The organism is Streptomyces sp. MGP-P1, from assembly GCF_057766565.1.
Window position 1 is genome coordinate 557,211 of sequence record NZ_JBYMEM010000007.1, and the last position, 22,773, is coordinate 579,983.

The 22,773-nt window shown below is 72.2% G+C and carries 20 protein-coding genes and 1 pseudogene; 11 read left to right on the top strand and 10 right to left on the bottom strand.

Annotated elements, in window-relative coordinates; genetic code table 11:
* Positions 1 to 10: 10 nt before the first annotated feature.
* Together AC3CH1_RS24165 and AC3CH1_RS24170 are read right to left on the bottom strand one after the other, a co-directional pair.
* Positions 11 to 1,582, bottom strand: a pseudogene (locus AC3CH1_RS24165) (acetyl-CoA carboxylase biotin carboxylase subunit); the annotation flags it as partial.
* Entirely contained in the window at positions 1,524 to 3,146 is a 1,623-nt protein-coding gene (locus tag AC3CH1_RS24170; protein ID WP_488464839.1) for a carboxyl transferase domain-containing protein, read from the bottom strand. The pseudogene AC3CH1_RS24165 and the gene AC3CH1_RS24170, both read right to left, overlap by 59 nt.
* Before the next feature lie 139 nt (positions 3,147 to 3,285).
* Between AC3CH1_RS24170 and AC3CH1_RS24175 the strand changes: the two genes are divergently transcribed.
* Together AC3CH1_RS24175 and AC3CH1_RS24180 are read left to right on the top strand one after the other, a co-directional pair.
* Positions 3,286 to 3,903: an SACE_7040 family transcriptional regulator gene (locus AC3CH1_RS24175; RefSeq protein ID WP_488464840.1), complete on the top strand. Its 618-nt coding sequence runs from the start codon at positions 3,286 to 3,288 to the stop codon at positions 3,901 to 3,903.
* Positions 3,904 to 3,986: 83 nt separating this feature from the next.
* A complete protein-coding gene (locus tag AC3CH1_RS24180) occupies positions 3,987 to 4,652 on the top strand; it encodes a GOLPH3/VPS74 family protein (protein WP_488464841.1) in 666 nt (221 codons plus the stop codon).
* An 80-nt stretch (positions 4,653 to 4,732) separates the two neighbouring features.
* Here AC3CH1_RS24180 and AC3CH1_RS24185 read toward each other — a convergent pair whose 3' ends face one another.
* Positions 4,733 to 5,647 carry an NmrA family NAD(P)-binding protein gene (locus tag AC3CH1_RS24185; protein WP_488464842.1) on the bottom strand — a complete coding sequence of 305 codons (915 nt, stop codon included), beginning with the start codon at positions 5,645 to 5,647 and terminating at the stop codon, positions 4,733 to 4,735.
* Positions 5,648 to 5,751: 104 nt separating this feature from the next.
* Between AC3CH1_RS24185 and AC3CH1_RS24190 the strand changes: the two genes are divergently transcribed.
* Positions 5,752 to 6,321, top strand: a complete 570-nt coding sequence (locus AC3CH1_RS24190) for a TetR/AcrR family transcriptional regulator (protein WP_488464843.1) — start codon at positions 5,752 to 5,754, stop codon at positions 6,319 to 6,321.
* 259 nt (positions 6,322 to 6,580) lie between these two features.
* Here AC3CH1_RS24190 and AC3CH1_RS24195 read toward each other — a convergent pair whose 3' ends face one another.
* On the bottom strand, positions 6,581 to 9,691 hold the full coding sequence (locus AC3CH1_RS24195; RefSeq protein ID WP_488466727.1) for an acyltransferase family protein: 3,111 nt from the start codon (positions 9,689 to 9,691) through the stop codon (positions 6,581 to 6,583).
* A 23-nt stretch (positions 9,692 to 9,714) separates the two neighbouring features.
* Positions 9,715 to 11,451, bottom strand: coding sequence for a glycosyltransferase family 2 protein (locus tag AC3CH1_RS24200; RefSeq protein ID WP_488464844.1), 1,737 nt, complete (start codon positions 11,449 to 11,451; stop codon positions 9,715 to 9,717).
* A gap of 369 nt (positions 11,452 to 11,820) precedes the next feature.
* Here AC3CH1_RS24200 and AC3CH1_RS24205 point away from each other — a divergent pair, with 369 nt between their 5' ends.
* The gene (locus AC3CH1_RS24205; protein WP_488464845.1) at positions 11,821 to 12,663 is read left to right on the top strand and encodes a phosphatase; all 843 of its coding nucleotides are present in this window, start codon (positions 11,821 to 11,823) and stop codon (positions 12,661 to 12,663) included.
* A gap of 78 nt (positions 12,664 to 12,741) precedes the next feature.
* A complete protein-coding gene (locus AC3CH1_RS24210) occupies positions 12,742 to 13,176 on the top strand; it encodes a YdeI/OmpD-associated family protein (protein WP_488464846.1) in 435 nt (144 codons plus the stop codon).
* 173 nt (positions 13,177 to 13,349) lie between these two features.
* Here the strand turns inward: AC3CH1_RS24210 and AC3CH1_RS24215 are convergent, their stop codons facing one another.
* The 3 genes from AC3CH1_RS24215 to AC3CH1_RS24225 all read right to left on the bottom strand — a co-directional run bounded on the left by AC3CH1_RS24215 (position 13,350) and on the right by AC3CH1_RS24225 (position 16,482).
* Positions 13,350 to 14,324, bottom strand: a complete 975-nt coding sequence (locus AC3CH1_RS24215) for a cation diffusion facilitator family transporter (protein WP_488464847.1) — start codon at positions 14,322 to 14,324, stop codon at positions 13,350 to 13,352.
* 100 nt (positions 14,325 to 14,424) lie between these two features.
* Positions 14,425 to 15,306 (bottom strand): acyl-CoA thioesterase, encoded by an 882-nt coding sequence (locus AC3CH1_RS24220; RefSeq protein ID WP_488464848.1) that lies wholly within the window; start codon positions 15,304 to 15,306, stop codon positions 14,425 to 14,427.
* A gap of 18 nt (positions 15,307 to 15,324) precedes the next feature.
* On the bottom strand, positions 15,325 to 16,482 hold the full coding sequence (locus AC3CH1_RS24225) for an acyl-CoA dehydrogenase family protein (RefSeq protein WP_488464849.1): 1,158 nt from the start codon (positions 16,480 to 16,482) through the stop codon (positions 15,325 to 15,327).
* A 244-nt stretch (positions 16,483 to 16,726) separates the two neighbouring features.
* On the opposite strand from AC3CH1_RS24225, the gene AC3CH1_RS24230 reads away from it, so the two are divergent.
* The 4 genes from AC3CH1_RS24230 (at position 16,727) to AC3CH1_RS24245 (ending at position 20,617) form a co-directional block, all read left to right on the top strand.
* The gene (locus tag AC3CH1_RS24230) at positions 16,727 to 17,068 is read left to right on the top strand and encodes a DUF5713 family protein (RefSeq protein WP_488464850.1); all 342 of its coding nucleotides are present in this window, start codon (positions 16,727 to 16,729) and stop codon (positions 17,066 to 17,068) included.
* Positions 17,069 to 17,144: 76 nt separating this feature from the next.
* Positions 17,145 to 17,564 carry a helix-turn-helix transcriptional regulator gene (locus AC3CH1_RS24235; protein ID WP_097867123.1) on the top strand — a complete coding sequence of 140 codons (420 nt, stop codon included), beginning with the start codon at positions 17,145 to 17,147 and terminating at the stop codon, positions 17,562 to 17,564.
* A 10-nt stretch (positions 17,565 to 17,574) separates the two neighbouring features.
* Positions 17,575 to 17,988, top strand: a complete 414-nt coding sequence (locus tag AC3CH1_RS24240; protein ID WP_026290780.1) for a VOC family protein — start codon at positions 17,575 to 17,577, stop codon at positions 17,986 to 17,988.
* A 241-nt stretch (positions 17,989 to 18,229) separates the two neighbouring features.
* Positions 18,230 to 20,617 (top strand): ATP-binding cassette domain-containing protein, encoded by a 2,388-nt coding sequence (locus AC3CH1_RS24245; protein ID WP_488464851.1) that lies wholly within the window; start codon positions 18,230 to 18,232, stop codon positions 20,615 to 20,617.
* A gap of 31 nt (positions 20,618 to 20,648) precedes the next feature.
* On the opposite strand, the gene AC3CH1_RS24250 is transcribed toward AC3CH1_RS24245, so the two are convergent.
* Together AC3CH1_RS24250 and AC3CH1_RS24255 are read right to left on the bottom strand one after the other, a co-directional pair.
* The gene (locus tag AC3CH1_RS24250) at positions 20,649 to 20,870 is read right to left on the bottom strand and encodes a DUF397 domain-containing protein (protein WP_488464852.1); all 222 of its coding nucleotides are present in this window, start codon (positions 20,868 to 20,870) and stop codon (positions 20,649 to 20,651) included.
* Positions 20,803 to 21,663 (bottom strand): helix-turn-helix domain-containing protein, encoded by an 861-nt coding sequence (locus AC3CH1_RS24255; RefSeq protein WP_488464853.1) that lies wholly within the window; start codon positions 21,661 to 21,663, stop codon positions 20,803 to 20,805. The genes AC3CH1_RS24250 and AC3CH1_RS24255 overlap by 68 nt, the downstream gene beginning before the upstream one ends.
* Positions 21,664 to 21,796: 133 nt before the next feature.
* On the opposite strand from AC3CH1_RS24255, the gene AC3CH1_RS24260 reads away from it, so the two are divergent.
* Both AC3CH1_RS24260 and AC3CH1_RS24265 read left to right on the top strand, forming a co-directional pair.
* The gene (locus AC3CH1_RS24260; protein WP_488464854.1) at positions 21,797 to 22,141 is read left to right on the top strand and encodes a hypothetical protein; all 345 of its coding nucleotides are present in this window, start codon (positions 21,797 to 21,799) and stop codon (positions 22,139 to 22,141) included.
* Positions 22,142 to 22,200: 59 nt separating this feature from the next.
* Positions 22,201 to 22,767 (top strand): YciI family protein, encoded by a 567-nt coding sequence (locus AC3CH1_RS24265; protein WP_488464855.1) that lies wholly within the window; start codon positions 22,201 to 22,203, stop codon positions 22,765 to 22,767.
* The last annotated feature ends 6 nt before the right edge of the window (positions 22,768 to 22,773 follow it).

The following is a 22,773-nucleotide window of genomic DNA, read 5'->3' on the forward strand; positions in this document are numbered from 1 at the left end:
CCGCAGCGGGAAGAGCGGCGGCGCCGGCACCCCCCGTCCGCCACCCGTTCGGCACCGAGAACGGGTCCGTCCAGCCCCGTGCGTCCGGCCGGGGCTCCAGCGCCTCCCGCCGGACCGCCGCCGCCGCCGCGTACACCTCGTCCGGCACCCCGTCCGGCACCAGGCCCTCCGCCTCGCGTTCCACGAGCCCGGTGTCCAGGTCGCCGGAGACCACGTCCGGGTGGGCCAGCAGACGGCGCAGGAAGCCCGCGTTGGTCGGGACGCCCAGGATCACCGTGTCCGCGAGGGCCGCCCGCAGCTTGCGCAGCGCGCTCGCGCGGTCGGGGCCGTACGCGATGACCTTCGACAGCATCGGGTCGTACAGGCTGCCCACCGGCACGCCCTCGCTGAGCCCCGAGTCCGTCCGCACCCCGCCGCCCTGCGGCTCGCGCAGCGCCAGCACCGTACCGCCGGAGGGCAGGAAGCCCCGGGCGGGGTCCTCGGCGCAGACGCGGGCCTCGATCGCCCAGCCGGTCAGGGTGATGTCCTCCTGCGCGTACGGCAGTCGCTCGCCGGACGCGACCCGCAGCTGCCACTCCACCAGGTCCAGGCCGGTGACCAGCTCGGTGACCGGGTGCTCGACCTGGAGGCGGGTGTTCATCTCCATGAAGTAGTACGAGGACGGGTCGTCGCCCGGGACGATGAACTCCACCGTCCCCGCGCCCGCGTACCCGCAGGAGCGCGCCGCCTGCACGGCCGCCTCGCCCATCGCCGCCCGGGTCTCCTCGTCGAGGAAGACCGAAGGGGCCTCCTCGATGATCTTCTGGTGGCGGCGCTGGAGCGAGCACTCGCGCTCACCGAGGTGGATCACGTTGCCGTGGGTGTCGGCGAGCACCTGGATCTCGATGTGGCGCGGCCGGTCGATCCACCGCTCCACCAGGAGGGTGTCGTCGCCGAAGGAGGCCCGTGCCTCACGGCGGGCCGCCGCGATCTCCTCCGCCAGCACCGAGGCGTCGCGGACCAGGCGCATGCCCTTGCCGCCGCCGCCCGCGCTCGGCTTCAGCAGCACAGGGGTGCCGATCTCCCGTGCCGCTTCCTCCAGTTGGGCGTCGGTCAGGCCGCTTCCGGAGGAGCCGGGGACGACTGGCACGCCGGCCGCCGCGACCGTCTCCTTGGCCCGGATCTTGTCGCCCATGAGGGAGATCGCGGAGGCGGGCGGGCCGATGAAGACCAGCCCGGCGTCCGCGCACGCCTGCGCGAAGCCGGCGTTCTCCGCCAGGAAGCCGTAACCGGGGTGCACGGCCTGCGCGCCGGTGCGGCGGGCCGCCTGAAGGAGCGCGGGCACGTTCAGATAGCTCTCGGACGCGGGCGGCGGGCCGATCCGGACCGCCGTGTCCGCCTCCCGTACGTGCCGGGCGTCCGCGTCCGCGTCGCTGAAGACCGCGACCGAGCGCACGCCCTGCTCCCGCAGGGTCCGGATCACCCGGACCGCGATCTCGCCGCGGTTGGCGACCAGAACGGTGTCGAACATCGTCATCTGTTCCTCACATCCGGAAGACGCCGAAGCCGGGCCCGGCCGGGTCCTTCTGGGGCAGCGGGGCATGGGCGCAGGCCGTGAGCGCGAGGCCCAGGACCTGCCGGGTGTCCACGGGGTCGATCACACCGTCGTCCCAGAGCCGGGCGGTCGCGTAGTAGGCGCTGCCCTGGGTCTCGTACTGGGCGCGGATCGGGGCCTTGAACGTCTCCTCGTCCTCGGCGCTCCAGTCGTCGCCGAGCTGGTCGCGCTTGACGGTGGCCAGCACGGAGGCGGCCTGCTCGCCGCCCATCACCGAGATCTTGGCGTTCGGCCACATCCACAGGAAGCGGGGACTGTAGGCCCGGCCGCACATGGAGTAGTTGCCCGCGCCGTACGAACCGCCGACCACGACCGTCAGCTTCGGCACGCGGGTGCAGGCCACGGCCGTGACCATCTTCGCGCCGTGCTTGGCGATGCCGCCCGCCTCGTAGTCCCGGCCGACCATGAAGCCGGAGATGTTCTGGAGGAAGACGAGCGGGATGCCCCGCTGGTCGCACAGCTCGATGAAGTGCGCGCCCTTCTGGGCCGACTCGGAGAACAGGATCCCGTTGTTCGCGACGATCCCGACCGGGTGGCCGTGGATGCGGGCGAAGCCGGTGATCAGCGTCTGCCCGTACTCCGCCTTGAACTCCTGGAAACGCGAGCCGTCCACCACCCGGGCGATGACCTCGCGTACGTCGTACGGAGTCCGGGAGTCCACCGGGACCGCGCCGTACAGCCCGGCCGGGTCCACCTCGGGCTCCTCGGCCGGCTCGACCGACCAGGGGAGCGGGGCGCGGTCCGGGAGGGTCGCGACGATGTTGCGGACGATCCGCAGGGCGTGCGCGTCGTCCTCCGCGAGATGGTCGGTGACCCCCGACGTACGGGAGTGGACCACGCCGCCGCCCAGCTCCTCCGCCGTGACGACCTCACCGGTGGCGGCCTTCACCAGCGGCGGGCCGCCGAGGAAGATCGTGCCCTGGTCGCGGACGATCACGGCCTCGTCGCTCATCGCCGGGACGTACGCCCCGCCCGCCGTGCAGGAGCCCAGCACGGCCGCGATCTGCGGAATGCCGGCCCCCGACATCCGGGCCTGGTTGTAGAAGATCCGGCCGAAGTGGTCCCGGTCGGGGAAGACCTCGTCCTGCATCGGCAGGAACGCGCCGCCCGAGTCGACCAGATAGAGGCAGGGGAGACGGTTCTCCAGCGCCACTTCCTGGGCGCGCAGGTGCTTCTTCACGGTCATCGGGTAGTACGTGCCGCCCTTGACGGTCGCGTCGTTGGCGACGATCACGCACTCCCGGCCGCTGACCCGCCCGATCCCGGCGATCACGCCGGCGGCCGGGGCCGCGCCCCCGTACAGCCCCTCGGCGGCCAGCGGGGCCAGCTCCAGGAACGGCGAACCCGGGTCGAGGAGGGTGTCCACCCGGTCCCGGGGGAGCAGCTTGCCGCGCGCCTCGTGGCGGGCCCGCGCCTTCTCACCCCCGCCCAGCCGTGCCGTGGCGAGGCGTCCCGCCAGCTCGTCGGAGAGCGCGCGATGAGCCGCCTCGTTGGCCTGCCAGGCCTCCGAGGCGGGATCGGCCGCGCTCGCCAGGACCGGTGCCTGCTGCATCGTGTCGAGCCCCCTTGCCCGTACCGCGATAGTCAACCGCTGCTGTCTCTGCTGTCGGTGCTGACTCTGCTGTTAGTGATCGTTAACGCGTCTCCCTCAGGTTAACGAGCGCTAACGACCCTGTCTAGAATGAATCCTCATGAGCACCCATGCCTCCTCCCGCGTCGCGGCCCCCACCCGCCGCGAGCAGATCCTCCGGGAGGCCGCCCGCCTCTTCGCCGAGCGCGGCTTCCACGGCGTCGGCGTCGACGAGATAGGCGCCGCCGTCGGGATCAGCGGTCCCGGTCTCTACCGCCATTTCCCCGGCAAGGACGCGATGCTCGCCGAGCTCCTGGTGGGCATCAGCGAACGACTGCTGGAGGGCGGCCGCATGCGGGTGTCGGAGGATGCCGCCCGGGGCGACGGCTCCCCGGAGGCCCTCCTGGACGCGCTCATCGAGGGCCACATCGACTTCGCCCTCGACGACCGCCCCCTGATCACCCTCCACGACCGGGAGCTGGACCGGCTGCGCGACACGGACCGCAAGCGGGTGCGCCGGCTCCAGCGCGAGTACGTCGAGGTCTGGGTCGGCGTCGTCCGCGCCCTCTACCCGTCGCTGGCCGAGAACCGGGCCCGCGTCACCGTGCACGCCGTCTTCGGCCTCCTGAACTCCACCCCGCACCTGGCCCGCCCCGAGACCCTGCCCGGCCGCGCCGTGACCGCCGCCCTGCTGCACCGGCTGGCCCGGGGCGCCTTCGCCGCCGCGGAACCCTCCTGAGCAGCGGTTTCGCCTCCTGAGCAACCTCGGACGGGCTTCGCGCGTCTGTCCGTTCGACACCTAACGATGCGGGGAGTCGCACCATGGCCGTCTCACTCGGCGAAGAGATCATGCTGCTGTCGCTGGACGACACCACCGGCGCGGCTAAGGGGGAGACCGCGGCGCGCTGGGGCGTGGCGGCCGGGATGCTCCTGGAGCTGGTCATGGCGGGCCGCGTCACGGTGAAGGGCGGCCGCGTCGAGGTCTTCGACCCGTCCGCCACGGGCGATCCGCTCCTGGACGGACGGCTCGACCGGCTGACGCGCTGGGTCCACGGGACGTCCAGCAGCCGCAAGGTCACCGACTGGCTGACCCGGGACCACGCCAAGGGCTCGCAGGACGTCGTGGAGAGCCTCCGCGCCCGCGGCCTGGTGACCGAGGAGAAGCACCGGGCACTCGGCGTCTTCCCCGTGCGCCGCTACCCGGAGGCCGACGGGACCGTCGAGCGGGAGCTGCGCGCCCGGCTGGCCGCCGCCGTGCTGCACGGGGCCGAGCCGGACGCCCGCACCAGCTCCCTCGTCGCCCTGCTGCACGCCACGGGCATGCACCCCCAGGCCTTTCCCGGCCTGCCGAAGAAGCAGATCGCCCCGCGCATGGCCCACATCGCCGAAGGGCACTGGGCGGGCGTGAGCGTGGGCGAGGCGATCCGCAACCTCCAGGCGGCGATCTCCACGGTGACCGTGGTGACGGTGCTCTCCGTGGTGTCGTAGGGCCGCATTCGGGCCGCATCCCCGCCGCACCCGGGCCGCAGCGGGGTCAACCCCCGTGGGAAGCGCCCGGGCCGAGGCCGTCAGGCCCGCGCAGCCGTCAGGTGCCGGTCCGCCCAGGCGGCGAACGAGGTCACCGGGATCCCCAGCTCCGTGGCGAGTTCGGGGCGGGCCGGCTGCGTGATGGCGTTGCTCCACAGGTGACCGGCGCCCCAGGCCGGCATCCCCGCCGCGAGGGCCTCGTCGAGATCCATGGACGGGGCCTCCACCGGCACGCCCCACGCGGTGGACAGCACCCCCGCCACCTGCTCCATCGTGAGCCGGTCGCCCGCGAGTTCCAGCTCCACCCCGTGGAAGCGGTCGGGCTGCCGTACGGCGTGGGCGACGGCCGCGCCGATGTCCTCGCAGGCCACCAGCGCCAGGGTCGTGTCCGGCCGGATCACCGTCGCGAGACCGCCGCCGGGGCCGTCCGGCGCCAGCTGGGGCAGGTTCTCCATGAAGAACGCGGGCTTGACCACGGTCCAACGGGCGAAGCCCGCTCCGCGCACCGCCTCCAGGATGGCCTGCTTGGTGGCGAAGTAGGGCTCCATCGCCGCCCAGCGGCCCTCCGCCCAGCCCGGCGTCTCCGTGTGCACGCCGACCCCGCTGGTCGAGGACTGCACGAACTGCGGTACGCCCGCCGCCCGCGCCGCCTCGATGAGGTGCGTCGCCTGCGCCAGCTCCCCGGCGAAGTCGACGCCGCTCTCGCTCATCGGCGGCATCTGCACCGAGAACACGGCCCGGACGCCCGCGCAGGCCGCGTCCAGCGAGGACCGGTCGGCCAGGTCCCCGGTCACCAGCTCGATCCCCGACGCCGCGACGTCCTTCGCGCGCCGCGTGTGCGGGTCGCGCACGAGGGCGCGCACCGGGAGGCCGGCGGCCAGCAGGGCCCGTGCGGTTGCCCCGCCCTGGCGGCCGGTGGCGCCGGTGACCAGTACAGGGGCGGTACGTGATGCCATGGGGGTGTCTCCTCGCAAACCGGGGAACGCAAAATGGCGGGGCCCGCCGTTTCCTCCCGGCTACGATATGGCGGGGCCCACCACTTAGCAACTGGAGTGAGAACGTGACCGGTCAGCGCGCGGACGCCCGCCGCAACTACAGCCGCATCCTCGCCGTGGCGGAGGCCGAGGTCGCCCGGCACGGAGCCGCCGCCTCCCTCGAACAGGTCGCCCGCACGGCAGGCGTCGGCTCCGCCACCGTGCGCCGTCACTTCCCCACCCGCCAGGCCCTCCTGGACGCGGTCTTCCAGGAGCGCGTCCAGGCCCTCTGCGGACGCGCGGCCGAGTTGAGCCGGACCCAGGACAGCCGCACCGCCCTGCTGGACTGGTTGCGCGCCTTCGTGGAGTACGCCGTCTCCGCCCGGGGGCTCGCGGACGCACTGACCTACGAGCCGCCGACCGACGCGCCCGCCGACGACGCGCCGCACTCCTGCGGCGCGGTGCTCGACCGCGCGGCCGCCCCCCTGCTCCGGCGAGCGCTGCGCGACGGGACGGTCAGGCCGGGCGTCACCTTCCACGACCTGATCACCCTGGTCGTCGGCATCGCCCTGGCCACCGAGCACTTCGCCGAACCGTCGGTCCAGGCCGACCGCCTCTTCACCCTCGCGGTCGAAGGCCTCAGCCCCAGCCCGTGAGGCCGGGGGCCGGGCGCCCCCGGCCGGCCGGCCCGAGCCCTGCCCGAGAGCCGGACGTGGCCAGCCCAACCCATTCTGGCCGCCCCGTTCCGGCTCGTCAGCCGGCCGGGGTTGCCCAGCCCCTGGCGGGCCGGAGCCGCCCAGCCTCAGACGGCGGGCCGGAGCCGCGCCCAGCCCCTGACGGGCCGGGGCTGCCTAGCCCCTGACGGGCCGGAGCCGCCCAGCCACTGACGGGCCGGGGCGAGAGGCGGCCCCCCGGTCAGCCGGCCCGGTCTCTGGTCGCGACCCTGACCAGGTCGACCCGCATCGGGTGGCCCGGCTCGGTCGCGGGGCCCACCGTCGCCCCGTCGGCCTCCGGCAGCTTGCCGCCGACCGCCACGTTCAGGATCAGGAACACCCCGTGGTCCACGGCCCGCTTCCAGGTCCCGGTGTCCATCGCGTCGGCCCGCACCCGGTGGTACACCCGGTCGTCCAGATACCAGCGCACCTCCTCCGCCCCGGGGGAGAGGTCGACCTCGACGGCGTACGTGCGGAACGCCCCACGGCAGTCCGCGCACGCCTGCGGACCTGACGTCAGCCCCACGGGCTCCTCGCACGGGCCGCCGTCCAGGATCCCGCAGTGCATCGAGCCGAAGAAGCTGTCCCGGCCGTTGACCGACTCCATCACGTCCAGCTCGCCGACCCCGGGCCAGCCGGTGTATCCGTCGCGCAGGGGCGCTCCCAGGGTCCAGAACGCCGGCCAGTAGCCCGCCGCCTTCGGCCCCGTCACGTCCGGCAGCGCGATCGACGCCTCGATCCGCAGCACCCCGCCGGGCGGCGGCGCGAAGTCGGACCGCACGGTCGTGATCCGGCCCGAACTCCACTGCCCGCCCTGCCTGGTGGGCACGATCTCCAGTGCGCCCTTCCCGTCCAGGCGTACGTTGTCGGTCGAGTCGGTCATGGTCTCGATCTCGCCGGTGCCCCACCGCGGCGCCGGGCAGCCGGGATAGCAGGTGCCGAGGTCGTGACTCCAGTTCGCGGGGGAGGGGCGGCTGTTCGCCGGTCCGTCGAAGTCGTCCCGCAGCAGTTCGGTCCAGCCGTCCGCCCCGGGTGCGGCGGAAGGCGCGGGAGCGGGGCCGCCGGCCGGGGGCAGTGCGCCCGACTCCGTCAGCAGCCGCTCCAGCCGGGGGGCCAGCACGATGGCCGCCACGTTCGTCAGGTGGGCGTCGTCCCGGTAGAGCAGGATCCGGTCCCGTACCGCCGGGCAGGTCGGGCCGTCTCCCGGGCACAGCACCGGGTTCACACTGACGGACCGCACGCCCGGCACCGCACCCGCCGCGATCCGCCGCGCCAGCGGGTCGGCCACGACCGCGTCCGCCCGGCTGAACGCGCAGGCGGCGGTGGAGTCCGGGGCGCCGGACACGCAGGCGGGAATGTCCGTACCCGGCACGGGGGTGTCCTCGATGTACACGATCGGCGCGCCGGTCGCCCGCAGCGGCTTCAGCGTCTTCTCCCAGGCGGCGGAGAGGAGTTCGCGGTCTGCGGTGTACCGGTTGAGCGAGGCGATCACGATGAGCCGGGGCTTCGGCCCCGTACGCAGACGGTCCAGGGCGTCGGCCCGCCAGGTGTCGCATTCGCGGTACTCGCGCCCCAACTGAGGGTTCGTCACGGTGAGTTCGGGCAGCGGGCAGCCCTGCTTCACCAGCTCCTGGAGCGCCCAGCCGCGCTGGGAGGCCAGCGCGAGCAGCGGGGAGAACCACTGCCCGGCGTGGGAGTCGCCGAGCAGGACGACGCGGTCGGGGCTGTCCACCGCCCCGAACAGGCACTTCGGGCTGCGGGTCACCGCGGGCGCGACCTGGCAGGACCCGTCCGGCGGGAAGTCCTTGCGCGCCTGGGCCGGTCCCGGCACCAGGGGGCCGTCCGCGAGCGGTGAGCTGTCGGCCCGGGCGAGCAGCGAGGGGCCGGCGGCCGCACCCGGGGGGAGGCCCTTGGCGTCGACGGGGGTGGCCGGGCCCATCAGGTGCAGCGTCGTCGTGCCGACGACCAGCGCGAGCACGACCGGCAGGACGACGGCGGAGATCCCCACCGCCAGTCCCCGGCGCGGGAGTTCGGAGACCGTACGGCTGCGGCGCAGCGGCTGCTCGACCCAGCGCATCGTGGCGAGGGCGGGCAGCGCGGCGGCCAGCGTCAACGCCGTCTTCGCGGGCCAGCCGAGCGTCCCGAGCCGCGCCTCGGCGAGGACCAGCACCGGCCAGTGCCACAGGTAGAGGTTGTAGGAGAGCCGCCCGAGGGCCCGAGGGGCCCGGCCGCTCAGCAACCGGCCGACACCATGGGCTTCCTGGGCCTCGCGCTCGCCCCGGCCCGGGATCGCGGCAAGGATCACGGCGGCCGTGCCCAGGGTGGGGACGAGCGCCGCGTAGCCGGGGTACGGGGTCGACGCGTCGTACGACACGACGCACCAGACGATCGCCGCGGCCCCCGCCCACCCGCAGGCCAGCCGCAGCGGGCGCGGCCCGCGCAGCAGGTGCCAGGGCAGCAGTGCCAGCAGCGCGCCGACGGCGAACTGCCAGACCCGCGAGGGGGTTCCGAGGTACGCGAGCGAGACGGAGTCCCGCGTCCAGTGCAGGGACAGCGCGAACGAGGCGAGCGCCACGGCGGCGGTGGCGAGCGCCACGACCGCGCGCACGGCCCGGCCCCGGCGGACCGCACGGGCGGCGACCAGCACGATCACCGCCAGCAGCGGGGCCCAGAACAGGTAGAACTGCTCCTCGACAGCGAGCGACCAGAAGTGCAGCAGCGGGCTCTGGTCGTGCCCGGCGGCCAGGTAGTCGGTCTGCTGGGAGACGAACCGCCAGTTGGCGACGGACAGCGCCGCCGCGAGGACGTCCTGCTCCAGGTCGGCGCGGAGCAGCGGTACGGTCAGCCACGCCCCGGCCACGGCGACGGCGGCGAGGACGACGGCGGCGGACGGCAGCAGTCGGCGGGCCCGGCGGGAGAAGAAGTCGCCGAGCCGGATCCGGCCGGTGGCGATCGCCTCCCGGGCCAGGAGTCCGGTGATCAGGTAGCCGGAGATGACGAAGAAGACATCCACCCCGACGAAGCCGCCCGCCGCCCCCGGTATCTGCGCGTGGAAGGCGAGGACCGCGAGGACGGCGACGGCGCGCAACCCCTCGATGTCGGGGCGGAACGTGGACCGGTGCGGACTGGGCCCGGACTCGCTGCCCGGGCTGCCCGAACCGGCCGGGCTGCCCGGGCTGCCCGAACCGGCCGGGCTGCCCGAGCTGCCCGAACCGGCCGGGCTGCCCACGCCGACCGGGCGCGGGGGTGTGGCAGACGGGGGCGGGGGAGCGGGCCGCTTCCGGCGGGGGCCGGGGGCGAGGAGGAACGGCATCGGGTGGCGCCTTTCGGTGCGGCTCAACTCAGCCACGGGAGCATCGGGTCGACCCACCCGGAGGCGAGCAGGCCGGTGAGCAGGAGCACGGCGGAGGCGGCGAGCGCCTCGGGCCAGCGGCGGGGCAGCACACCCGTCCGGGTCCGGTTCCGAGTCCGAGTCCGAGTCCGGGGCCCGGTCCGCGGACGGCGGCCGGCGGGCGACTCGACGTCGACGGCCCCGGCGGGGGCTCGGCCGTCCGGCCGCAGTTCGGTCAGCAGGTCCCGGATCAGGGGCACGTTGATCTGGAGCTGGACCAGGAGGTAGAGGCCGAGGCCCCAGGCGGGCTCCCAGCCGTTGCGGGCCACGACCAGCGCGAGGCCCCCGGCGGCGGCCCCGTTGGACAGGACCAGCCAGACCAGCGAGACGCCCACGACCCGGCGGGCCATCGATCCCGAACTCCCCCTGCTTCGCACGCCCGTGGGCACCCAGGCTGCGCTGCGGCCCCGCAGGGTGTGCCAGAACGCGGTGGCGGCGGCCACGCTGGTGAGGACGTTGGCGCGGATGACCTCGACCCGCCACCGGGTGCGGCTGATCCGGGGCAGCAGCACGTGCCACAGCCACAGCGGGGCGAGCAGCGGCAGCACGTGCCAGGGGCGGATGTGGTCCGGGTACCAGAACATCATCACCAGCGGCGGCAGCGGGGCGGCGAAGGTGTTCACGGCCGTGGTCAGGTAGCCGACGACACCCTCGTAGAAGCAGAGCCGCATCCGCCAGGGCGCGCCCATCCGCTTGAGCACCGGGGTGCCGAGGAGGTGCAGGTTCCCCATCGCCCACCGGTACTGCTGGTTGACGAACGAGGTGACGGTGTCGGGCGAGGTGCCCTTGGCGACCAGGACGGGGACGTACTGGGTACGGAAACCCCGTTCGTGCAGGGCGAGTCCGGTGTAGAGGTCCTCGCTGTGGTCGAGCCGGGCGAAGCCGCCCGCCAGGTCGATCGCGGAGCGCCGGTAGACGGCGTTGCTGCCGCAGCAGATCGCCGCGTCGCTGGCGTCCCGCGAGGGCTGGATCCAGCGGAAGAACCACTCCTGCGCGGCCCCGGCGGCGCGCTGGATCCAGTCCATGCCCGCGTCGGTGTCGAAGCACTGCGGGCTCTGCACGATGCCGACGGCCGGGTCCGCGAGGTACGGGACCAGATGGCGCAGGAAGTCCGGCCGGGGCGCGAAGTCCGCGTCCAGGATCGCGATGAACTCGGCCCCGGACAGCGTGAGCGCGTGGTTGAGGTTCCCCGCCTTCTTCAGGTGGCCCCGGTCGGGGCGTACGACGTACCGGTAGCCGTGCTCGGCCGCCAGGGCCGCCACCTCGGACCGGTCGGCGTCGTCCAGTACCCAGACGGTGAGCGCGTCGGGCCAGTCGAGGGCGGCGACCGCGCGGTAGGCGTTGGCGAGCACGGGCAGCGGCTCGCCGCAGGTCGGCAGATAGAGGTCCACGCCCGGCAGCCCGGCGGGCCGCCAGGCGCGGACGAGCACCTCGTGCGAGGCCCGGGTCAGCCGGCGTTGTCGCAGGCTGTTCACGGAGGACAGCAGCAGGGCCACGACGTTCAGGCCGAGGATCGCGAGGAAGGCCCACAGCGCGGGGGTCCGTAACGCGAAGGTGAACATCGTGGCCGCCGTGAAGACGAAGGCCAGCGAACTGCTCACCAGCACCCACCGGCGTTGCGGCCCGAAGTACCAGTAGAGCTCGTCGTCGGACGGAGGTTGCGGAAGGTGATGCACGGTCATAAAGCCCCCCACGGCTGTGTATGTGCCCGTTTCAGGTGGCCCACCCTAATGTCAAAGGTATAGACCACTTACCCGAGAGCGTCCCGACGGAGAGAATCGGACACCGGTTTGGCGCGACTCGATTGGTCCAGACCTCTGGGTGGTTCCATTCGAGCCCGACGCCCGCCCGACGGGGGAAGAAGCAGGTCACACGGGGGTGAACAGTCCCGGAAGACTTCGCCGGACCGACCTGCGGGCCACATGCCTGAACGGCTGCCGGCCAGCACGTCCGGCCGGAAGCGGACCCTCCGCAGGGCAGGCCACCCGGCACATCCGTCCGTCGGGCAGGACACCGGGCACACGCCGCACACCGGACGGCACAATGGGTCCATGCCGATACCCAGCCGCGCCGCCCTCGTCGACCACCTCGTCCGTACGCGTATCGCGGGGGACGTCGCCACGCCACGCGACAACAACCTCTCCCACTACCGCAAGCTCGCCAACGGCGACCGCCACTACTGGCTGGGCCTGGAGCTGGGCGACCGCTGGACCGACGAGCAGGACGTGCTCGCCGTGATGGCCGAGCGCTGCGGCGTCAACGACGACCCGGCGCACCGGCAGGGCCAGGACACCATCGACCCGGAGCTGACGGTCGACGCCCTGGAGCGGATGGCGGCCCGGCTGCGCAAGGCCGCGGACGGCCGCGAGCGGGTCCTGTTCGCCACCGGGCACCCCGGCGGCATGCTGGACGTGCACCGGCAGACGGCGGACGCGCTGCGCCGGGCGGGCTGCGAGATCGTCCGTATCCCGTCCGGGCTGATGGCGGACGAGGGCATGGTCTTCCAGTTCGCCGACGTCGCGATGCTGGAACGCGGGGCGACCCTCTGGCACACCCACTCCCCGGCCCCGATGGCCGCCATCCTGGACGCCATGGCCCACCTCGGCCGCCCGCTTCCCGACCTGGTCGTCGCCGACCACGGCTGGGCGGGCTGCGCCGGACAGCGGGGGCTGGACGCGATCGGTTACGCGGACTGCAACGACCCGGCCCTGTTCCTCGGCGAGGCGGAGGGCACCCTCCAGGTCACGGTCCCGCTGGACGACCACGTCACCGACCCGCGCTTCTACGACCCGATGACGGACTACCTGCTGCACGTGGCGGGGCTGCTGGAGGAGGAGCCGGTGGAGGAGCCGGTGGAGGAGCCGGCGGGGTCTGCGGATGAGCCCGCCGCGTAGGGGGCGACGAGGGCCGGCGATGAGTTTCGGGCCCGGCGGGCGTCTTCACTGACACGACGCCGACGTAAGGGGCAGGCCATGAAGTTCAGCACGACGATGTTCCGGACCGGGAACAACACGGGCATCGAGGTGCCGGCGGCCGTGGTCGAGGCCCTCGGCGCGGGAAAGCGCCCCCCGGTGAACGTCACGGTCAACGGGTACGCCTACCGCTCGACGATCGCCCCGATGGGCGGGCAGTACCTCATCCCGTTCAGCGCCGACAAGCGCGCGGAGACCGGCATCGGCGGCGGGGACGCCATCGAGGTGGAGCTGACCCTCGACACCGCGTCCCGCACGGTGGAGCCGCCCGAGGACCTGGCGGCGGCGCTGGCCGCGGCCCCCGGGGCGGCGGAGGCGTTCGCCGCGCTCTCGCCCGGCCGGCAGAAGGCGTACGTCACGTCGGTCGAGGGAGCGAAGGCGCGGGAGACACGGGAGCGCCGGATCGCGAAGACGGTGGCGGAGCTGACGCCGTAGGGATCAGGGGCCGGTGGCGGGGCTGATGCCGTGAGCGTCAGGTGCCGGGGTGCTGTCGGCCTCAGGCGCCGATGCCGTGAGCGTCAGGTGCCGGGGTGCTGTCGGCCTCAGGAGCCGATGCCGCAAGCGTCTGGGGGCGACGCCACCGGCCTCAGGAGCTGATGCCGCAAGCCTCAGGCGCCGGGGTGCTGCCGCCGCAGCCGCTGCGCCCGCCCCGGCGTCGGGTCCAGATAGACCCGCCGCACCGACGGGAACCGCTCGCGCAACTGCGACTCCGCCTCCTCGCAGGCCCACTCGACTTCAGTGGCGGTGGCCATGTCCCGGAAGTCGATCTTCGCGGCGATCAGGATCTCGGACGGCCCCTGGATAAGCGTGGTCAGTTCCAGTACGTCCACGATGTGCGGCACCGACAGCAGCTCCTCGCGCACCCCGGACCGCATCGCCGGGGGCAGCGGCCGCCCGATGAGCAGCTGTGCGTTGGTGCGGCCGAGCACCCAGGCCACGTACACGAGCAGCAGGCCGATCAGGCAGGACGCGATCCCGTCCCAGACCCCCGAGCCCGAGAGCTGCCCGCCGAGCAGTCCGCCCGCCGCCAGCAGCAGCCCGATCAGGGCCGCCGAGTCCTCCATCACGACGGCCTTCACCGCCGTGTCCGGGGTGTGGCGCAGGTAGTACGTGTCCGGCACCCGCAGCCGTGACGCCTCGCGCCGCACCTGCTTGACCCCCGTGCGCAGCGAGTAGCCCTCCAGGAGGAAGGCGACGCCGAGGACGAGGTAGGAGACGAGCGGGTCGCCCAGCTCCTCGCCCTCGACCAGGGTGTGGATGCCGTCGTAGAGGGAGAAGACGGCTCCGCCGACGAAGGTGGCGATGGAGGCGAGCATCGCCCAGATGTAGCGCTCGGGGCCGTGACCGAGCGGGTGCTCCTCGTCGGCCGGCTTCTCGCTCCGCTTGAGCGCGGCGAGGAGCATGACCTCGGTGACGGTGTCGGCGACCGAGTGGGCCGCCTCGGAGAGCATCGCGCTGGAGCCGCTGATCAGCCCGGCGACGGCCTTCGCCACGGCGATGCCGAGGTTGGCGACGGCTGCCACGATCACCGTGAACGTGGACTCCCCGCCATCGGTCGCATGGCCCGCTTCAGCGTCACTCATGGTGGGGAGTATGTCCGAAATGGCGCTTCGGTTGGCGCTCATCCCCGGGGACGCGACATCCCCGGGGCCTTCCCGGGTCCGTAGCCCCCGGAACGCGTCGTCACCGGGGAACGCGGACGACGCCTTCCTGGATGACGGTGATCGCGAGGCGCCCGTCGGCGGTGTGGATGCGGGCCTGGCCGAGCCCGCGGCCGCCGGAGGCGGAGGGCGACTCCTGGTCGTACAGCAGCCACTCGTCCGCCCGGAACGGCCGGTGGAACCACATCGCGTGGTCCAGGCTCGCGCCGACCACGTCCCCGACCGCCCAGCCGCCCCGCCCGTGGGCGAGGAGCACCGAGTCGAGCAGCGTCATGTCGGAGACGTAGGTCGCCAGGCAGACGTGGAGCAGCGGGTCGTCCGCGAGCTTGCCGTTCGTGCGGAACCACACCTGGGACCGGGGTTCGCGCGCCTCGCCCACCGTGCCGAACGGCGGCGCGTCCACGTACCGCAGGTCCACCGCGGCCCGCGCCTCGATCAGCCGGTCCACGACCTCCGGATCGCTGAAGCGGTCCGCGTACCGGGGCAGCATCTCGGCGGCCGTCGGCAGGGTCTCCGGGTCCGGGGCCGTCGGCATGGGCGCCTGGTGCTCCATGCCTTCCTCGTACGTCTGGAAGGAGGCGGAGAGGTGGAAGATCGGCTGCCCGTGCTGGACGGCGACGACGCGGCGGGTGGTGAAGGACCGCCCGTCGCGGATGCGGTCGACGCTGTAGACGATGGGCGCGCCGGGGTCGCCCGCCCGCAGGAAGTACGCGTGGAGGGAGTGGGCGGCCCTGTCGGCGGGGACGGTGCGGCCCGCGGCGACGAGCGCCTGGGCCGCGACCTGGCCGCCGAACACCCGGGGCACGACCGCGCTGCGGCTCACGCCCCGGAAGATGTCCCGCTCGATCCGCTCCAGGTCGAGCAGGTGGAGCAGATCGAGCAGGGGGTCGGGACTCTCGTTCATGGAGGGAACGTAACCCCTTTACAGGCCCATGGACTTGGCGATGATCGACTTCATGACCTCGCTGGTGCCGCCGTAGATGCGGTTGACCCGGTTGTCCGCGTACAGGCGGGCGATGGGGTACTCGTTCATGAAGCCGTAGCCGCCGTGCAGCTGGAGGCAGCGGTCGATGACCCGGTGGGCGACCTCGGTGCAGAACAGCTTCGCGGAGGCGGCCTCCGCCGCCGTCAGCTCACCGGCGTCCAGGGCCTCCAGCGCGCGGTCGGCGACGGCCTGGGCCGCGTCGACCTCGGCCTGGCACGCGGCCAGCTCGAACTTGGTGTTCTGGAACGAGGCGACCGTCTTGCCGAAGACCGTGCGGTCCTTCACGTACTCCTTGGCGAACCGGACGGCGGCCTCGGCCTGGGCGTACGCGCCGAAGGCGATGCCCCAGCGCTCGGAGGCCAGGTTGGTGCCGAGGTAGCCGAAGCCCTTGTTCTCCTCGCCCATGAGGTCCTCGACCGGGACCTTGACGTCGACGAACGCCAGCTCGGCGGTGTCGGAGACCCGCAGGCCCAGCTTGTCGAGCTTGCGGCCGACCGAGTAGCCCTCGGACTTCGTGTCGACGGCGAAGAGGGAGATGCCGAAGCGGCGGTCGTCCTCGCGCGGGGCGGCGGTGCGGGCGCAGACGATCACGCGGTCGGCGTGGACGCCGCCGGTGATGAAGGTCTTGGACCCGTTGAGGACGTAGTGCGTGCCGTCCTCGGAGAGCTTGGCGGTGGTCTTCATGCCCGCGACGTCGGAGCCGGTACCCGGCTCGGTCATCGCGAGGGCCCACATCTCCTCACCGCTCGCGAACTTCGGCAGCCAGCGCTTCTTCTGATCGTCGGTGGCCAGCATCTTGATGTACGGGAGGCCGAGCAGCGTGTGCACGCCGGAGCCGCCGAAGGAGACGCCCGCGCGGGCGGTCTCCTCGTAGATGACGGCCTCGTACTTGTGCGAGTCGATGCCCGCGCCGCCGTACTCCTCGTCGACCTCGATGCCGAAGATGCCCAGCTCGCCCAGCTTGAGGTAGAAGTCGCGCGGCGCCTGACCCGCGGCGAACCACTCGTCGTAGACCGGCACGACCTCGGCCGCGATGAAGGCGCGGATGGTCTCCCGGAACGCCTCGTGGTCCTCGTTGAATACCGTACGGCGCACGGGATGCCTCCTAGGTCGGCAGTCGGTTCGATCGCGTTGTTCTCGTCGTGCTCGGCTAAGCGCTTGCTCAGACTCCCTTCGAAGTTACCCGCCGGTTGTGGTCGCTGTCCAGGGTGATGCTCGGCACGCGGACGCCCGGTGCGCACGGGACCCCCGCCACCCGCGTGCGGCCCGATTGTCAGTGGCGTGGGGGAGTATCGGAACGACGGCGACGGAACGTACGGAACGCATGGGGGAGACCACGGTGACCATCACGAACGAGCGGCTGGCGCAGTACACGTTCCTGGCCCTGCTGTACGAGGACGACTACTTCCCCGACCACCTCCTGGACAAGGGCACGGCGGTCCTGCGCGCCCTCTGCGAGCGGATCGAGGCCGAGGACCCCGCGGACCTCACCGCCCTGTACGCCCTGACCGCCGCGCCGACCCGGGCCTTCAACGACCTGGAGGCGGAGTTCGAGGCGGCGGGCAGCGAGATCGAGACGGTCGCCCGCGAGGAGATAGGCGAGGCCTTCTGGATCATCGCGACGGCGTACGGCTTCGTGGACGCGGACCCGGAGAAGCTGATCGCCGAGCGCGAGTGGTGACCGGGCCCCGCCTCCGCGGGACGGGCCGGGCGCCGGCGGCCGTGGGACGGTGAAGAGGGGGGGAAGGAGTGAGGGTGTGAGGCTGGAGGACCTGGCCCGGTTGCGCCGGGCCCGCGACCGCATGGACCGCGAGTACGCCGAACCGCTCGACGTGCCCTCGCTGGCCCGTGCCGCGCTGATGTCGCCCGGCCACTTCTCCCGCAGCTTCCGGGCGGCCTTCGGCGAGACCCCGTACAGCTATCTCATGACCCGCCGCATCGAGCGGGCCAAGGCACTGCTGCGCCGGGGCGACCTGTCGGTCACGGACGTGTGCTTCGCCGTCGGCTGTACGTCGCTCGGCTCGTTCAGTTCCCGCTTCACGGAGCTGGTCGGGGAGAGCCCGAGCGCCTACCGGGCCCGCCCCCACGACGCGGGCGAGACCATCCCGGCGTGCGTCGCCAAGATGCTCACACGACCGGTCAGGAATGGAGAAGCGGATCGCAAGCCCCGCCCGTAGCGTGAAACGCATGAACATCAACCTCTCGCAGTGCTTCATCGCCGTCGACGACCACGACAAGGCGCTCGCCTTCTACCGCGACGCCCTGGGAATGGAGGTGCGCAACGACGTCGGATTCGAAGGCATGCGCTGGGTGACCGTAGGGTCCCCCGCACAGCCGGACGTGGAGATCGTCCTCGAACCCCCGCTCGCGGACCCGAACGCCCCGGAAGCCGACCGCCGGACCATGGCCGAGCTGCTCGCCAAGGGCATGCTGCGCGGCGTCATCCTCTCCTCCGAGGATGTCGACGCGGCCTTCGAGAAGGTCCGCGCGGCGGGCGGCGAGGTGCTCCAGGAGCCGATCGACCAGCCGTACGGCGTCCGCGACTGCGCCTTCCGCGACCCCTCCGGCAACATGCTCCGCATCACCCAGGCCAAGAAGTAGCACCAGCCCCTGAGGGGCCGGGGCCGAAACAGGCCCTGGCCCTCACGCACGACCAGTAGGCTCCGCGCACCAGCGGGCCGCCCGTACGAGCCGCACCACCCGCCACGAGCCGTACCCACCCGCCACGAGCGGCACGACCCGCCCGCACCGCCCGCCACGAGCCGTACCACCGAGGCCCCCGCACCCGACGGGCTCCACGCATCAGCAGGTCCCGCGCACCAGTAATGGAGAGACGACGAGCATGGCTCCGCGAACGAAGACCCAGCAGCCGGACGCGCCGCACGCTGCCGACAGCCACGACCTGATCCGTGTGCACGGTGCGCGGGAGAACAATCTGAAGGACGTCAGCATCGAGCTCCCGAAGCGCCGGCTGACGGTGTTCACCGGAGTCTCCGGCTCGGGCAAGAGCTCGCTGGTCTTCGCCACGATCGCCGCGGAGTCCCAGCGGCTGATCAACGAGACCTACCCCGCCTTCGTCCAGGGCTTCATGCCCACGCAGGCGCGTCCCGACGTCGACGTCCTCGACGGACTGACCACCGCGATCATCGTCGACCAGCAGCGGATGGGCAGCGACCCCCGCTCCACGGTCGGCACCGCCACCGACGCCAACGCCATGCTGCGCATCCTCTTCAGCCGGCTGGGCAAGCCGCACATCGGCCCGCCCGGCGCGTTCGCCTTCAACGTCCCCTCGGTGACGGCGAGCGGCGCGATCACCGTCGAGCGGGGCAACAAGAAGGCGGTCAAGGCGACCTTCAGCCGCACCGGCGGCATGTGCAACCGGTGCGAGGGCCGCGGATCGGTCTCCGACATCGACCTCACCCAGCTCTACGACGACTCCAAGTCGATCGCCGAGGGCGCGTTCACCATCCCCGGCTGGAAGTCGGACAGCTGGTGGACCGTGCGGATCTACGCGGATTCCGGCTTCCTCGACCCGAACAAGCCGATCGCCAAGTTCACCAAGAAGGAGATGCAGGACTTCCTCTACCGGGAGCCGACCAAGGTGAAGGTCGAGGGCTCCACCCTCACCTTCGAGGGGTTGATCCCCAAGATCCAGAAGTCGTTCCTGTCCAAGGACCGCGAGTCGATGCAGCCCCACATCCGGGAGTTCGTCGACCGGGCGGTCACCTTCGCCACCTGCCCCGAGTGCGAGGGAACCCGGCTCACCGAGGGCGCCCGCTCCTCGAAGATCGACAAGATCTCGATCGCCGACGCCTGCGCGATGGAGATCCGCGACCTCGCGGAATGGGTCCGCGGCCTCGACGAACCCTCGGTCGCCCCGCTCCTCGAAGCCCTCCAGCAGACCCTCGACTCCTTCGTGGAGATCGGCCTCGGCTACCTCGCCCTGGACCGCCCCTCCGGCACCCTGTCCGGCGGCGAGGCCCAGCGCGTCAAGATGATCCGCCACCTCGGCTCCTCGCTCACCGACGTCACCTACGTCTTCGACGAGCCGACCATCGGCCTGCACCCGCACGACATCCGACGCATGAACGACCTCCTGCTGCGCCTGCGCGACAAGGGCAACACCGTCCTGGTCGTGGAGCACAAGCCCGAGGCCATCGCCATCGCCGACCACGTGGTCGACCTCGGCCCCGGGGCCGGCACGGCGGGCGGCACCGTCTGCTTCGAGGGCACCCTGGAAGGACTCCGCGCCTCCGGCACCGTCACCGGCCGCCACCTGGACGACCGGGCCGTCCTCAAGGACGAGGTGCGCAAGTCCACCGGCGCGCTGGAGATCCGCGGCGCGACCTCGCACAACCTCCGCGACGTCGACGTCGACATCCCGCTCGGAGTCCTCACCGTCATCACCGGCGTCGCCGGCTCCGGAAAGAGCTCGCTCGTCCACGGCTCGATCCCGGCGGGCGAGAACGTCATCTCGGTCGACCAGAGCCCCATCAAGGGCTCCCGCCGCAGCAACCCGGCGACGTACACGGGCCTCCTGGAGCCGATCCGCAAGGCCTTCGCCAAGGCCAACGGCGTGAAGCCCGCCCTGTTCAGCGCCAACTCCGAGGGCGCCTGCCCCACGTGCAACGGCGCCGGCGTCATCTTCACCGACCTCGGCATGATGGCGAGCGTCTCCAGCCCCTGCGAGGACTGCGAGGGAAAGCGGTTCCAGGCCTCGGTGCTCGACTACCACCTGGGCGGCCGCGACATCAGCGAGGTCCTCGCGATGTCGGTCGCCCAGGCCGAGGAGTTCTTCGGCTCCGGCGAGGCGGCCATCCCGGCCGCGCACAAGATCCTCGACCGCCTCGTGGACGTCGGCCTGGGCTACCTGAGCCTCGGCCAGCCGCTCACCACCCTGTCCGGCGGCGAACGCCAACGCCTGAAGCTGGCCACGCACATGGCCGACAAGGGCGGCGTTTACGTCCTGGACGAGCCGACCACCGGCCTGCACCTCGCGGACGTGGAACAGCTCCTCGGCCTCCTGGACCGGCTGGTCGACTCCGGAAAGTCGGTGATCGTCATCGAGCACCACCAGGCGGTGATGGCCCACGCGGACTGGATCATCGACCTCGGCCCCGGCGCCGGCCACGACGGCGGCCAGATCGTCTTCGAGGGCACCCCGGCGGAGCTGGTGGCCGACCGCTCCACGCTGACGGGCGAGCACCTGGCGGAGTACGTGGGGGCGTGAGGCGCGGGGCCCTTTCCGTCTGCCCTTCGGGTCAGGAGGAAAGGGCCCCGCTCTTGACCGCGTCCACGAAAGAGGCCCACCCGGCGGCGGGGATGAGCAGGGCGGGCCCGCCGGGGACCTTGGAGTCGCGGACGGGGACGGCGGTGGGGTGGTGGTCCTGGACTTCCAGGCAGCTGCCCGACTCGCTACCGCTGTAGGAGGACTTGCGCCAGCGGGTGGGCGAGAAGTTGGTCGGAATGCTCCGCCTGGCCATGTTCTCTGTAGCCCTTCGCTGTTGCCTTCACCACTGCCAAAGAGTCGTCTCGTGACAGGGAGTCGCTCAGGGAAAGAGCGTAACGGCTCTGAAGTGCCTCGACTACGGCTGGCGAGTCGTGCAACTTCCCTACCCGCACTCCTTCGCTGTAGGCGACTGGCGGCTGGTCATCGAACCACATCAACGTCAGCATGCTTTCCAGCAATGAGTGGAACCCGATCGACATGGGAAGCACGTGCGTGCGGATGAGCTTTGCTTCGGTGAGCTCGACGATGTGGTCCAACTGCTCCGCCATGACCTTCGGTCCACCGATCGGGCGCCGGAGCGATGCTTCGTCCAATATCGCCCAGACCATAGGTGGCTTGGCACTTTGGAAGATTTTCGCGCGATTCAGCCGTGCGACGACGGCCTTGTCACACTCCGTCGGGCTCAACGGTGGGAACGCCATGCCGAGGACGGCGCGTGCGTACGCCTCGGTCTGGAGGATGCCCGGGAGGAAGGACAGGGCGAACTCGCGGATCATCGTCGCCTGCTGTTCGAGGTGTCGCGCCGCGCCGAAGTAGTCCGCGAGGACTCCGTCATCCTCCGCTCCCGGCCGGAAGCTCGCGAGCACATTGCCCGTGCCCAGCGCCAAATCCAGCCGCCGGGCATCCTCCTCGCTCGGCATACGACGCCCCGCCTCGATGTGCGAGATATGCGACCGCGTCATCAACGCCAGGTCCGCGAGCTGCTGCTGCGTCAGGCCGCCTGCCTCCCGCTGATCCTTCAACCACTTGCCATAGGTGCTACTCACAGCCAACTCCTGTGCGACGAGCGCAATGTCACCCCGAACCCCCTGGCGAGCCTAGCCTCGCCGATCGCACTCTGTGAGTGGATCGCTACGCAGCGAAGAATTCACCCCCACCGTGCACGGAGTTGACACCCCCATGAACGAACAGCCCCAGAACGCCGCACGCCTGCTCCCCTGGGCCGGAACGGAAGGCAGGCCCTGCTACGCAGTCGGCGACGGGAACGGCAAGGTCTCCCGTGAGGCCGACAAGGTCGAGGCCATGCAGCTCGGCATGGCGTACGAACTCCTCGACCACGCCGACGACATGGTCGAGGACGACGGCTCCACGGCCGTCCAGCTCCGGCATGTCGCCGCCGCCTTGGCGCACTCCCTGCGGGACGTCCACCGGGTAGCCCGGAGCCGGGGCCTCAGGCTGGGGATTCCCGATGCCTTCGGACCGGGCCACCCGTCGGGCCCGGGGCTGGTCCGGCTGCGGCCGTGAGGCGGGGGCGGGCGGTCGGGCGGCCGGGCCCGCTCCGGCCGCTCCGGTACGGTCGCGGCATGCCGTACTACGTTCACGCTCAGGATCAGCCGGATGTGGCCGACCAGTTGATGGAGCTGTCCGAGGAGCACTGGTCCTACATGGACCGCTTCGACAGTCGGCTGATACTCCGCGGACCCACCCTGTCCGACGACGGGGAGGAGCACACGGGGAGCGTCCACGTCGTCGACCTCGCCGACCGTGCCGCCGCCGAGCGGTTCGCGACCGAGGAGCCGTTCTGGAAGGCCGGTCTCTACCGGGCGTTCACGGCGGTCGCGGCGGTGGTGCTGCTGCGCCGCGAACCGGCGGCGGATGCCCCGTACACGCTGATCACCGCCCGGTGGCCTGCGCAGGACCGTCCCTCGGGCCCGGTCGAGCAGGGGCTGCTAGGAGCCGAGCCGGACGGGCGACTGAGCTTCGTGGCTGTTCTGGTCGACGACGAGGGAGCCCGCACGAGGGGAGTGGTCGCGGCCGTGCAAGCGTTCCCGGACGAGGCGCAGCGCCTGGTCCAGCCGTTCGCGGATCAGCTCGCCGGTGGACCCACACCCCTCGGTGCGCAGCGCTGGCAGCGTGGCGGACGCTCCTGAGAGGGC

Bases quoted from the DNA above. Each gene is read 5' to 3' on its own strand.
- AC3CH1_RS24240 (WP_026290780.1), top strand. From the start codon at position 17,575: ATGAACATCAACCTCTCGCAGTGCTTCATCGCCGTCGACGACCACGAC.
- AC3CH1_RS24185 (WP_488464842.1), bottom strand. From the start codon at position 5,647: ATGGCATCACGTACCGCCCCTGTACTGGTCACCGGCGCCACCGGCCGC.
- AC3CH1_RS24210 (WP_488464846.1), top strand. From the start codon at position 12,742: ATGAAGTTCAGCACGACGATGTTCCGGACCGGGAACAACACGGGCATC.
- AC3CH1_RS24200 (WP_488464844.1), bottom strand. From the start codon at position 11,451: ATGACCGTGCATCACCTTCCGCAACCTCCGTCCGACGACGAGCTCTAC.
- AC3CH1_RS24175 (WP_488464840.1), top strand. From the start codon at position 3,286: ATGAGCACCCATGCCTCCTCCCGCGTCGCGGCCCCCACCCGCCGCGAG.
- AC3CH1_RS24265 (WP_488464855.1), top strand. From the start codon at position 22,201: ATGCCGTACTACGTTCACGCTCAGGATCAGCCGGATGTGGCCGACCAG.
- AC3CH1_RS24260 (WP_488464854.1), top strand. From the start codon at position 21,797: ATGAACGAACAGCCCCAGAACGCCGCACGCCTGCTCCCCTGGGCCGGA.
- AC3CH1_RS24250 (WP_488464852.1), bottom strand. From the start codon at position 20,870: ATGGCCAGGCGGAGCATTCCGACCAACTTCTCGCCCACCCGCTGGCGC.
- AC3CH1_RS24195 (WP_488466727.1), bottom strand. From the start codon at position 9,691: ATGCCGTTCCTCCTCGCCCCCGGCCCCCGCCGGAAGCGGCCCGCTCCC.
- AC3CH1_RS24215 (WP_488464847.1), bottom strand. From the start codon at position 14,324: ATGAGTGACGCTGAAGCGGGCCATGCGACCGATGGCGGGGAGTCCACG.
- AC3CH1_RS24180 (WP_488464841.1), top strand. From the start codon at position 3,987: ATGGCCGTCTCACTCGGCGAAGAGATCATGCTGCTGTCGCTGGACGAC.
- AC3CH1_RS24220 (WP_488464848.1), bottom strand. From the start codon at position 15,306: ATGAACGAGAGTCCCGACCCCCTGCTCGATCTGCTCCACCTGCTCGAC.
- AC3CH1_RS24245 (WP_488464851.1), top strand. From the start codon at position 18,230: ATGGCTCCGCGAACGAAGACCCAGCAGCCGGACGCGCCGCACGCTGCC.
- AC3CH1_RS24170 (WP_488464839.1), bottom strand. From the start codon at position 3,146: ATGCAGCAGGCACCGGTCCTGGCGAGCGCGGCCGATCCCGCCTCGGAG.
- AC3CH1_RS24205 (WP_488464845.1), top strand. From the start codon at position 11,821: ATGCCGATACCCAGCCGCGCCGCCCTCGTCGACCACCTCGTCCGTACG.